Raw genomic sequence first — 11,340 nt, forward strand, 5'->3', positions numbered from 1 at the left:
CCAATAAAGGGGCTATATTGATAAAAATTAGGTTGTTACACGCCTGAACTGCGCACAAAACCTCGGTAATCAGTGGCAGCAACACCGGCATCGATACGCACTTTAGTTTTAACACCATCAGAGGTGAAACCATCTTGTTGCTCAATGTATGGCACTTTAACGCCATCCAAGTAGGCAACTTCAATAGTGTCATTACCTTTACCGGCTGCAAGATAGAACTGTGTTGCACTATCATCATCAAGACGAGGCTCGCCAATGTACTGCGCAAAATTTTGAATTGGGTTGATGATGCCGGCGTTAATATCAGCACCTTTCACCGATGATGAACGGATTGTTTGGTTGGCTTTTGCCTCTTGGCCTATTGGGCCTAAGATAAATGCCGGGCGAATATTTAAGTTACGACCATTTGATTTTTGCATACGCATCTTTTTGCGTAATGTATCAAGTGAATTAACATCATCAATGGCACCAGTACCAATGTTTCCGTGGTCATTATGAAACAGTGTATTACCATCCCCCATTTTAGGGTTTTTGGTTAATACCGCATAAACCAGATCCGCAATGGTCGCTTTCGCTGCTCGGCCCATCTTCATAGGAATAGTGGTAAATGCACCTAAATCATCATTAATGATCGCTTGTCGGCTAATATTGAAAATCTCACCATAAGTAGCAAGCACAATATCTTCGGCATGATCATTAGTGCTGATCATCTTATATTCAGCCCCTTCACGTACTTCACGTAATGAACCAAAGCCATCTAAACCAACACGCTTAGAGGTTTTAAAGTCGCTTAACACCCCTTCATTAGTCCACTTTTCAAAGGTTTCTTCTGATTCTTCCCAACCTTTTAACAGTGATTTATTGGATAAATCAATCAAGATATTGCCAAAATCAGAACTGGTATGCATGAATGCCTGGGCGATCATTTCCATTGGTGCCATAGTTGCACAAGCGATACCACGATCAGCTAATGATGCACGGGCAAGTTCACGTAAACTTAAATGGTTATACTGGTTGCTCGCTTCACGTTGTTCATGACCACTGCGAGACATTAGAGCAGCTTTAATACTGTCACCAACAATATTACCGTTACCGGCATAGATAGAATCTTTTTTAGGCGCAAGTGAATCAGTATCTTTGCCTAATGCAGCAAGCACTTTATCTTTTGCCATTTCAACAGAACATTCCATATCTGCGATACATTCAGTTTCAATTTCTTTATGTTTACCACCAAACATTGCAAAGATATTTTGAATACCTTCACGACGGGTTTTATCGGCAGCGAGAATTTGTGCGCGAATAGTGGCTTCATCTGCGCCTTGTGGTGCAGGGTTATTTGGTACTTGTGCCTTGGGTTTCATCAAGGCTTTAGCTTGTGCTGGCATATTGTGGTAATCCTTCATACGGTTAGAAGTAAAGTAATTAGAGGTTTTGTTTGAGTCGCTAAGTTCATCAGCAAACCCGGCTTCTACTGCTTCTGAACCATTCATCCATGTTTCAGCAGCAAGTAAACTGGTAATATGGGCTTCATCTAACCCTGTTTTTTTCACGTAGCTTTTTAACAGTGTGCTTTCTACTTTATCGAGTAGCTCTGCATAATCACGCATATCATCGGCATCACCCATTTGACCGCCCCAGGGTTTATGAATCATCATAAAGGCGGTATCTGGCATAATGATTTTATCGGCTGCCATTGCAATCACACTGCCCATTGAGGCTGCTAGGCCATCAATGTAACAAGTGACATAAGCAGCATGACCACTTAACAAGTTGTAAATGGTTGTGCCTTGAAATACATCACCGCCAGGGCTATCAAGACGTAAAGTGATGTTTTTAACATCACCTAATGCAATTAACTTTTCAGCGAATTGTTGCGCGCTAATTCCCCACCCACCGATTTCATCGTAAATGGTAATTAAAGCGCTATCATCGGCACTGGCTTTCATTGAAAACCATGTTTTATTTGGTTTATTGCTATGACTGGCTTGTATTGGAATCAACGGGTGGTTCTGTTTCATCTGGCTTATCCTTATCTTTAGGGGCTTTGTCGGGCTGTGGGTATTCTTTATCTTCAGCATCTATTTGGCGCATCACTTCACGCGGATTTTCGCCTCGGTTACGAATCCATTCACTACGGCTTGCCACTTTATTTTCTTTCAAAGTTTCCATTGCATCGGCTTCTTTTTTCGGGTCGATCCAAGGCATGGTTGGGCCTAAATACAAACCATCAAAAAGCGTATCTTTATCTAACTCAGTAGGTACTTTTATTCCGTTTAATAGTTCCATTTCTAGCCAACCGCGATAAACCGGGCGTGACCATTGATTGACAAATTCATCTTGTAAAACTTGAAACCCTATGTGGGCCTCGACTAACTCTTGACGCTGTGATGAAAATGTACCGTTATAATCACGAGCAATTGAGCTGTAACTTGAACGCATACCCGCACTACCGGCGCGTAGTTGACCACTACGCCAAGGCACAACGGCGGCACTCGGGCGGTTGGACTCAATCATGCCAACATCTTCACCAGGCTCTAAGGTGTCCCACACTGAGCCAACACCAAGATCAAACTGGCGCTTATCTTCCTCACCTGTTTTCGCTTCGTATAAGTCGGGCGAACCTTTCTTGATATACATGCCTAGTGCGGCAGCTATTCTCGCCGCAACCCGTTCTGATTCTTCATACTCTTTAAGATCTGAGAAACGGGTAATAACACCGTGAAAAAGCGACACACCACGCAGTTGATGCACACGTTTAATCAGTGCTAAATGCAGCATTCTTTCGGCAGGAATTACCTTTGATTTTGAGCTATAAAATGATTCAGAGGGGTGATCGTATAAAACGTGATAACCGGTTGCGCGCCCCCATGCATTGGTTTGAATGCCCTGGCGAACGCCGTTTTTTACTTCGTTGAACATCGGCACAAAATCAGCCTCTAACAACTCAATGGCAAATTTTGTATTAGTGAGATATTTGTAACCCGGTACATGACCCCGTAATACTTGCGCAAAAATTTCACCATCACGTAACCAAGAACGTAAAACTAAACGTTCCATTGAACTACGCGCAAAACGACCTGTGGTTTCTGGCTTTAAGCTCCAGTTTTTAAAACGTTCACTGATTAATTCAGCAAATTTTACGTTTATTGCTCCACCTTTATTTCGCGGTTGAGGCTCGATCATGATGCCTTTCGGCCCTACAACACGTTCCTCTAACTTATCTAAAATACCAATGGATATATCGTGATTGTTATCTAACCAACGCGCTTGCTCGCGTAGCGATTGACCGGCTGCAAATACTGCTTGATTCGCGCTGTTTTTCTCTCGGTTGGCTTTATGGGTACGGCTTGGTTTAGCTGCTTCAAATGCCTTGATCACATTTCGACTTTTAGCACGACTAGCGCCCCAACTAGGGGATAAGTTAGCAATGGTTGTTTCAAAAAAATTCATAACAAACCTTAAGTGAAGTTAACAAGACGAGGGCCACTACGACCGCGAGTAAACGTGATTAATCGGCGTTCCCACTCTTGACGACCATTGCGGATTTCACCTAAGTTTTCACTCTGCATCATACGACTGCCGATCATCACGTTCTTGCCGGCTAATACATCGGCTTCGGCGGTCTCATACATGGCTATCATCTCTAGGCACTTTTGCTTACTCATAACCAAGAACTCCCACTGTTATTGTTGTTTGAAAGAAAACCACTACTGGCTTGTTTAGTTGCTGTTGCTTTGGGTGTTGGTTTGACTTTAACCGGGGCTTTTCCCGCTTCATCGGGGATAAATAGGTTGGGGTTTTTATCCCAATCTAGCGCCCAGGGCTTTGGCGTTTGCCAGTTCATTTTTTCGTAACCGTTAAGCAATACAATGGCGTGACCATAATCAAACAGATCAATCGCTTCATTACGGGCGCGGTTTGAAATTTTTGTCCACTTGCCGTTATTGCGTACTTCGGCGGTTAATTCTTCATAGAACCACTCACCCAACCAATCAGGGAAATGAATATAATTAGGCCCGAACTGATCACGCTCAAGCGCGGCGGTTAATCGGTCTTTAAATTCATCTGTCTGCAATAGATACAAAGGAACATCACCCAGGGCTTTAGCCTTACGGGCATTGTTTTTTGTATTATCCGGGAATGATTCAGAGATTAATTTGCCACGACTTGACGCCCCTTTAACCAGATAAAAACGTCTATGTAAGCCTTTTATTTTTAATCTGCGATAATATTTATAGGCGTTATCAGATACCCCATCTTCACCACCATGATCACAGGCGGTAAATTGCACCGGCATACGGCGACCAGAATCATCATCTAACTTGTAGCTTTTCTCTAAAACGTCACTGGTAATAAGATCCCAATCTTCGGCAAATCCTGCAGGGTTGATACGTTCAACCACGCCATCATCATCAAAGCGTATCGAATGTTTAATGTTGTAACGATCAATTACCCAACGTTCACCGGCTACGCCATAACCAATAATTTGCACAACAAAGCGCGCATTACGCCCACCTTGAACATCGATTGCAGCAACCAAGAAACGAACACCACGCGGTACAATGCGTTTTGTTAAAGGCTCGGCTCTTGCCATCAGTTCTTCAACGGTACAATTATCAACACCACTGCGCGGTATATAGGGTTTGCCTAAATCCGTATTTGTTACCGCTTTTAATTTGGCTTGTGACCCTGTGAGTTCGTATTCTTCTTCTGCAGATAAAAACTTATAAACAAGTTGTTGCCAGGTTTGGAAAGCTGCCGCCGGCCCCTCCATCCAAAATGAAGCGATGCGGGATTTTCTAGCGTGACCTGTCACGTTACCTTTTTTATCTATTACTTGGCCCTCTTTGAGCCACACACCATTTTTATTTAAACCTCGCTTTTGATGGCTATCAATACGGCCTTGGCAATGTGGGCACTGCATGTAAACCGTATCACTGGCGCTTTTAGCATCGGGCGCATCTTCATCATATTTAAAGGTTTCATACACGGGCTGAAAATATTCGTGACAATCTTCGTGTGGGCACTGCCAATATAACTTACGTCTATCACCCTGGTTATAGAGTGAAATAATTCCTTCGCAGGGTGGCGCTTCATGCGGGGTTTTAGGTCGCCATCGTGGATCATCCACATCAAAGCCGGGCGAACTTTCTGCCATTGTCATGCCACTACTCATAAACGTGGTGGTACGTTTACTGGCTAAAGTAAAACCATCACCTTCACCATCAATATCACTATCCCAACGATCATAATCAGTAAGCGCAACATAGCGGTAATCGGACGAACTCAATACATTGATTGAGGGCCAACCTATTTTTAGGTAAGTACCATCACGAAATATTTTATCGTGTACGTTATTATCGTTACGGTATGGGCTAAGGCGTTTATTTAATTCGGGGCTTATGCGTAAGCAACGATCAACACGTTTTTTACTAAACTCTCGCGCTTTTTCTTCGGTTAGTTGCACGATCAGCATATCCGATGGATCGCAGATCATAATGTGCGTTAACCAACCCTCTATTAATCCGTTGGTTTTGCCGGTACGAGCCGGGCCAACAAAAGCAACCGCATCATAATCACGACTTGCCAAACAATTCATTGGCTCTAACACATAAGGGGCGAGTGATGCATCCCAGGGAATACTATTTTGCCCACCTTTAGGCACCCGCATATATTTTTCGGCAGCATCAGAAACGGCCATGCGCGTAGGGGCAGCAATACTTTTTGCAATATCTAACCGGATTTCACGCGGATCAGCATACTTCATAAATTCTCAACCGCCTGGGCAATGTTATTACGCAGATCATCAATTTTACTTTGCACCATTGAAACCGCATCAGGTGATAGGCCACAATCACGCTCTAAAATATCCGGTAATATTTCAAGCTCTGCGATCATTGGTTTTGCCAAGTTAGAAAACTGCGTTCTCACTTCTTCGGCCAAACACAAAACACTGGTTTCAAGCTCAAATTTAAGACGTTCATTTTCACTTTGATACCATGCACGGCGATCGCCTGGTTTCATCTTATTAGGATCAACAGCTGATCCAGTTGAACCGGTATTACCTAAAAGTGCCACGGCAGCATCTTTTAAATAATATAAATCGGCGTTTCCTTCGCGCCCTGCTTTGGGCAATCCTGCTGCCTTGATCCTTTTACGCACGGTGTCTCGACCAAATCCAAGCATTTCAGCAATGTTTGAAATATTGTATTTATGGTCTGTACTCATACGCACTCAAAATGGAATCAAAAAAGAAGGGAAAAAATAGGCTTACTGCTGACGACCTATGAAACCGAAAAGTAGCCAAACACCGAGATTTCAGTGCCCCCGTGTGTAGCAGGGCTCCGGGAGTACCTTTGGCATGTGGTTGCGATGATGAAGATCATCACGTTCACAACATGGATGAGCTCACTGCTCTCGCAAACAATCACTCACATCTTCCATATAGTTCAACAACTCAGCGAGTGATTGAGGTGGTAAGTACACGCCACCATCATGTACCGGCTCAACACCATTAGCCGTTGTCACTTGGCCTTCTGCGGTGCTTATCCACACCAACTGTGGGTAAGTCGGTTGGCACCCTTGGTAGTTGCTTTGTTGGTTTACGCAACTCGCCATTGCTAGGCTTACCAAACTTATTAGCAAAAGCTTTGATAGGGTTTTTACGTACATCTTCACGGCGCTTATCCTTTCGTTGAATGTCTCGTCGCTTCTTGTAGGTTAACCAGACATTAAATAAAAGATTACCAATTCTGGCGATGGCGGTTACTAGATTCATTCTTAGCGCCCCCATAATTACCCGCAAAGAATTCAACAATTGCCACGAGAAAAGCAGGGAGTTTGGCAATCCATCGAGCGGGTACCCATGAGCGGGCATGCGTCAAAAGGAAACACACTGCACCTATTGAACCCAACCATTGAGCTGCTTTTTCACCACCGACCAATGATGCAAGCAATTCAAACAACGGTACTGCATCAGTGTTTACAACTGGGGCTAATTCTTGTGCCTGGACAATGCTCACTGCAAATAAACCGAACAACACCACAAGGGCATATCCAACGACACTATTACTTAATTTCATATTACTACTCCATGTTTATCTGATAGGAATTACCAGATTTCAAAATGCATTAGGTCATTAAACGATTGATCATCTAATGATTCGTCACCATCCCAATTACCACCCCATCGGAATTGATAACCTTTCAACTCACAATAAGCCTCAAGTAAGCCGGCGATGCGGGCGTAATACTCAGCACAACGAGGTGAATGGTTGTGATCCATAATTGCCCCAACGCCAGAAACATAGGCATATAAATCAACGGCGCTCGATGGCAACGTATTGTGTTTTCCTTTAGGCCACTGCACCTTTGAAGCGCCACTTGTAAACGCAGCGGTTTGCGCAGTTTCATCTCTGTAACCACATGCCACACCAACATCCACAAAATTAAGCAGCCACATAACAGCATGTTGTGTTTTTGTGTTGCAGGTAAGCAATCGAACGCGGGAAATATTTGATAATTTATACAATGGTTTATTCCTTATTTAACCTTGATTTCTAAGTAACGAATGCGCTCATTTGCATCACGATCAAACTCTTGTAATGACTCAACTTTGCTACTTAATACAGCTTGATTAGACGTTAACGCACTCATTTGGCCACTAACGGTATTAATGGCTGTTTTAACGCCCTCAAATTCCGTTGTTATTTTTGTTACCGCGGTTTGGTCTTGATCATCTCTTGCTTTATTCGCCTGGTAAGTCGCGCCTACCGTGCTTAGGATGCCCGATAAAAAAACACTTAAAATAGTCAGAACGGTTTGATTCATAAAACACCAGGCATAAAAAAACCCCAAACAGCCAAGGCCATAAGGGGTTGAAGAGGTTTAAATAATTTTATTACAGATACAAAAACGCCCCGAACAATGTCGAGGCGTGTATATCTAACGATATGTGATTTAGACTACTCGGGTGGGTCCACTTTTTCAAGTAAATAATTTCATTATTATTCTGCTAAGTCATACTTCACTTGCACACACGCAAACTGGATAGTTTTTATTAAGCGTTCATTGGCTCTTTTGTACGCTAAAACAATAGTAAAAGACAAAAGTGTTAAAAGCAGAGCACAAATCAGGGAGAATAAATGATCACCCATTAATGACGTATCTTCTTTCATGCCACCTTTAACCCAAAGCATTACACCAAAATTAAAGTAATACATGTAAAAGGCCCACAATGTACCGATAGCAATTTGATAAAACTTTATACGGCTATAAATGCGTTGAAAGACAAATTCAAAATTTTGTTCTAATAGTTCTACATCACTAACGGTTTCAATACCCTCTCCACAAAAATAGCTAGTGACAATATCAACATCTTCATCTTGTACGCCACTCATGGAAAATGTTGATGGAAGTGCGAAAATAGTAACTATAAATGTAACCAAACAAGCGATATAAAAAATAACATGCCGAGTATCTGGATTATCCTGAAGAAAATACACAGCAGGCATACTTACTATCATGAATCCAAAAAATACGGCGCTCATCATAGGCAATGGTTTAAACAGGTTATCCATGCCTAACATTAAAAAAGAAAAAGGATGCCCTACAAATTTACCCAACCTTTTCATTATTCTATTTTTAAACTTTTGGTTTACTAATAACGACTCTGTTTTATCAAGCACTGACTGAGCTGCATTAAACATTTTTAACGCTTCCTTGTGTAAAATTTAGGCAGATAATATCACTAAATATGTTCCTCTATGATAAATATTTAAAATCACTATAGGCCTTAATATAACTGAAGATAGAGTATAACTTGGAAAAAAGTAATCTCGGTAATATCTCAACTTAATGCAATTTATTTAATGAGCCCCTCACATCAAAAAACCAACATTAAACTTAAAAAAAACTTAATAATAAACATGTTTTCATGCATAAACCTTTATAATGAAAAAAATTAAGAATTAGTAAATTATGACATTTCGAAAAGATATTAATTGTTTAAGGGCAATAGCTGTTTTAGCTGTTGCGGTATTCCATTTCAACAAGCATTGGCTTCCAGGAGGTTTTGCCGGCGTAGATGTATTTTTTGTTATATCGGGCTTCTTAATGACAAGAATTATATTTGAAGGGATAAAGAATAAAAGTTTTTCTATTCTGTCATTTTATGTAGCAAGAGCAAGTCGGATAATTCCAGCATTATTCGTTCTTTGTTTGGTATTGCTCATCCTCGGTAAATTTTTTCTTATCAATTCTGATTATGATCTTTTAATTAAACATGCAACAAAAAGCATTATGTTTATTTCAAACTTTACATATTGGAATGAATCGGGATATTTCGACATTTCATCTAGAGAAAAGTGGCTGCTGCATACTTGGTCACTATCTGTAGAATGGCAATTCTATATGCTTTACCCATTAGCATTAATTTTATTAAGCAAAGCCACCTCCATAACAAAAATTAAATTTTTACTATTATTGGGAACCGTTGCAAGCTTTGTTTATTGCATTGGAGTTACGTATAAATTTCCTAACTTAGCATATTATTTACTACCTTCGAGGATGTGGGAAATGATGCTTGGTGGACTAGCATACACTTACCCCTTAAAAATTAAGAAAAAATATAAAACACACATACAGCAACTTGGTCTTATTTTTATTTTTACTTCGTTTTTTTTTGTATCAAAAGATACCCCTTGGCCTGGCTACATGGCAATATTTCCAGCTCTAGGAACCTTCTTTGTTATACAAGCCAGACTTGAAAATAGTTTTCTAACCAATAATGTTATTTTTCAAAAAATTGGAGAATCGTCTTATTCTATTTACCTATGGCATTGGCCATTAGCTGTATCCATCTACCATTTTTCATTAGCTAATTATTTTATTTATATTGGAATTACTTTATCTATAATATTCGGTTTTCTAAGTCATAAGTATATTGAAAGCTTTAACTTTTCGAGTTTTTATTTGAAATTTAAAAAGCAAATGCTACACATTATTTTACTCTTAATAATTTTCGGTAGCTTCACCTCTATTACGTATGGGATTATTCCTCCCCAACTACATACGTCGGAACCAAGCAAAAATATTATTAAAATAAATAATGAACAATACAACAAAAACCCAAGAAGAGAAGAGTGTATGGGGTCATCAAACAACATACCAGAATGCATCTATGGAGAAGGTAAACTAGGCGCAATAGTTATCGGTGACAGTCATGCGGGTAGCATTATCAGAAGTGTCGAAAAAGCCCTCCCTAATAATATGAGTGTGCTTGACTGGACTATGTCAGGATGTAGAACGATAGAAAATATTTACAACATTCGAAATAAAGGTATTCCAGATTATTCCTGTGGCAAATTCATTTCTTACATTTTAAATAAAATAGAGCTGTACCCAAATATTCCAATAATTATCGATACTAGGTATTCAACAATGCTATTAGGGCCAAATGAGCCAGAACTTGCTTCTCGTAGAGAGTTTGTAGAAGAGCTTATAACTACAGAGAAAAAATATACATTAAGAACAGATGAATATATAACAACAATGAACAATGCTTTTATTGATACTGTTTGTAAGTTATCTGAGAATAACCCTGTTTTTATAGCAGAACAAACTCCAGAAATGAAAATCAATGTTCCCAAAAAAATGGCGAAAGAATTCAAAAAAGGCAATACTGACTTTAGGGTCAAATTAAAAATTCAGGAATACAATCAACGGCATTTAGCATTTCAAGCGACAGTCGCTGAATTACAAAATACATGCAACATAAAAATAATTCCAATTGTGAATAATTTTTGTGATGAAAGCTTTTGCTATGGCGATATCAATGGAAGACCGCTATACATTGATGATGATCATCTGAGTGAATATGGCGCATCAATACTAATACCAACTTTCAAAAATTTGTTAACTCCATTTTTGCCATAGCCACCATCATGCCACCTCATTCATAAACAAACACGCATCAACCCAAGCGGTGCCGGCTTTAACCAACACATCAGCACGCTTACGGTTGATCTTCTTTTTTGCATCATAGCTCAACACCCTTGCTACATGGCTGGCATTGCCGTTACTGAAATGATACGTCACGACCGCTTTGGCCATCTCTGCATCACGTACATTCAACTTTGCCAGAATGGCATCTATCTGCATTGCCTCATCATCGGTGATCATAATATTTGGCTTCGTTATTTTAGCTGCGACCTCTTTAAACATCGGGCTTTCTCCGTAGCCATTCGGCACTGCACGCCCTACTCTTGCCCAGATAGACCATTGAGATAACAACCAACATGTATTTGAATTTAACGACATCTACACTTCCTTTGTATGGTG

At 40.4% G+C, this 11,340-nt stretch carries 12 protein-coding genes; 1 reads left to right on the forward strand and 11 read right to left on the reverse strand.

Annotated elements, in window-relative coordinates:
• Window positions 1-35 precede the first annotated feature (35 nt).
• The 10 genes from CW745_RS13905 to CW745_RS13950 all read right to left on the reverse strand — a co-directional run bounded on the left by CW745_RS13905 (window position 36) and on the right by CW745_RS13950 (window position 8,708).
• Window positions 36-2,018 carry a ClpP-like prohead protease/major capsid protein fusion protein gene (locus CW745_RS13905; protein ID WP_238596823.1) on the reverse strand — a complete coding sequence of 661 codons (1,983 nt, stop codon included), beginning with the start codon at window positions 2,016-2,018 and terminating at the stop codon, window positions 36-38.
• Window positions 1,975-3,450 carry a phage portal protein gene (locus CW745_RS13910; RefSeq protein WP_101109297.1) on the reverse strand — a complete coding sequence of 492 codons (1,476 nt, stop codon included), beginning with the start codon at window positions 3,448-3,450 and terminating at the stop codon, window positions 1,975-1,977. The genes CW745_RS13905 and CW745_RS13910 overlap by 44 nt, the downstream gene beginning before the upstream one ends.
• A gap of 8 nt (window positions 3,451-3,458) precedes the next feature.
• A complete protein-coding gene (locus CW745_RS13915) occupies window positions 3,459-3,632 on the reverse strand; it encodes a hypothetical protein (RefSeq protein ID WP_238596824.1) in 174 nt (57 codons plus the stop codon).
• A 29-nt stretch (window positions 3,633-3,661) separates the two neighbouring features.
• Complete coding sequence (locus CW745_RS13920; RefSeq protein ID WP_101109299.1) at window positions 3,662-5,767, reverse strand: terminase gpA endonuclease subunit; 2,106 nt, start codon at window positions 5,765-5,767, stop codon at window positions 3,662-3,664.
• Window positions 5,764-6,228, reverse strand: a complete 465-nt coding sequence (locus CW745_RS13925; RefSeq protein WP_101109300.1) for a DUF1441 family protein — start codon at window positions 6,226-6,228, stop codon at window positions 5,764-5,766. Before CW745_RS13925 ends, CW745_RS13920 begins: the two co-directional genes overlap by 4 nt.
• 180 nt (window positions 6,229-6,408) lie before the next feature.
• Complete coding sequence (locus CW745_RS16710; RefSeq protein WP_193755615.1) at window positions 6,409-6,678, reverse strand: hypothetical protein; 270 nt, start codon at window positions 6,676-6,678, stop codon at window positions 6,409-6,411.
• 65 nt (window positions 6,679-6,743) lie between these two features.
• Window positions 6,744-7,082 carry a hypothetical protein gene (locus CW745_RS13935; protein WP_101109302.1) on the reverse strand — a complete coding sequence of 113 codons (339 nt, stop codon included), beginning with the start codon at window positions 7,080-7,082 and terminating at the stop codon, window positions 6,744-6,746.
• 29 nt (window positions 7,083-7,111) lie between these two features.
• A complete protein-coding gene (locus tag CW745_RS13940) occupies window positions 7,112-7,462 on the reverse strand; it encodes a M15 family metallopeptidase (RefSeq protein WP_153069767.1) in 351 nt (116 codons plus the stop codon).
• Between the two features lie 80 nt (window positions 7,463-7,542).
• A complete protein-coding gene (locus tag CW745_RS13945; RefSeq protein ID WP_101109304.1) occupies window positions 7,543-7,830 on the reverse strand; it encodes a hypothetical protein in 288 nt (95 codons plus the stop codon).
• A 176-nt stretch (window positions 7,831-8,006) separates the two neighbouring features.
• Window positions 8,007-8,708 (reverse strand): hypothetical protein, encoded by a 702-nt coding sequence (locus CW745_RS13950; protein ID WP_101109305.1) that lies wholly within the window; start codon window positions 8,706-8,708, stop codon window positions 8,007-8,009.
• Window positions 8,709-8,979: 271 nt separating this feature from the next.
• On the opposite strand from CW745_RS13950, the gene CW745_RS13955 reads away from it, so the two are divergent.
• Window positions 8,980-10,935, forward strand: coding sequence for an acyltransferase family protein (locus CW745_RS13955; protein ID WP_101109306.1), 1,956 nt, complete (start codon window positions 8,980-8,982; stop codon window positions 10,933-10,935).
• Between the two features lie 6 nt (window positions 10,936-10,941).
• Here the strand turns inward: CW745_RS13955 and CW745_RS13960 are convergent, their stop codons facing one another.
• On the reverse strand, window positions 10,942-11,319 hold the full coding sequence (locus CW745_RS13960; protein WP_101109307.1) for an antiterminator Q family protein: 378 nt from the start codon (window positions 11,317-11,319) through the stop codon (window positions 10,942-10,944).
• Between the last annotated feature and the right edge of the window lie 21 nt (window positions 11,320-11,340).

The organism is Psychromonas sp. psych-6C06 (assembly GCF_002835465.1).
Lineage (GTDB): Bacteria > Pseudomonadota > Gammaproteobacteria > Enterobacterales > Psychromonadaceae > Psychromonas.

Bases quoted from the DNA above. Each gene is read 5' to 3' on its own strand.
- CW745_RS13905 (WP_238596823.1), bottom strand. From the start codon at position 2,018: ATGAAACAGAACCACCCGTTGATTCCAATACAAGCCAGTCATAGCAAT.
- CW745_RS13910 (WP_101109297.1), bottom strand. From the start codon at position 3,450: ATGAATTTTTTTGAAACAACCATTGCTAACTTATCCCCTAGTTGGGGC.
- CW745_RS13915 (WP_238596824.1), bottom strand. From the start codon at position 3,632: ATGTATGAGACCGCCGAAGCCGATGTATTAGCCGGCAAGAACGTGATG.
- CW745_RS13920 (WP_101109299.1), bottom strand. From the start codon at position 5,767: ATGAAGTATGCTGATCCGCGTGAAATCCGGTTAGATATTGCAAAAAGT.
- CW745_RS13925 (WP_101109300.1), bottom strand. From the start codon at position 6,228: ATGAGTACAGACCATAAATACAATATTTCAAACATTGCTGAAATGCTT.
- CW745_RS13935 (WP_101109302.1), bottom strand. From the start codon at position 7,082: ATGAAATTAAGTAATAGTGTCGTTGGATATGCCCTTGTGGTGTTGTTC.
- CW745_RS13940 (WP_153069767.1), bottom strand. From the start codon at position 7,462: ATGTGGCTGCTTAATTTTGTGGATGTTGGTGTGGCATGTGGTTACAGA.
- CW745_RS13945 (WP_101109304.1), bottom strand. From the start codon at position 7,830: ATGAATCAAACCGTTCTGACTATTTTAAGTGTTTTTTTATCGGGCATC.
- CW745_RS13950 (WP_101109305.1), bottom strand. From the start codon at position 8,708: ATGTTTAATGCAGCTCAGTCAGTGCTTGATAAAACAGAGTCGTTATTA.
- CW745_RS13955 (WP_101109306.1), top strand. From the start codon at position 8,980: ATGACATTTCGAAAAGATATTAATTGTTTAAGGGCAATAGCTGTTTTA.
- CW745_RS13960 (WP_101109307.1), bottom strand. From the start codon at position 11,319: ATGTCGTTAAATTCAAATACATGTTGGTTGTTATCTCAATGGTCTATC.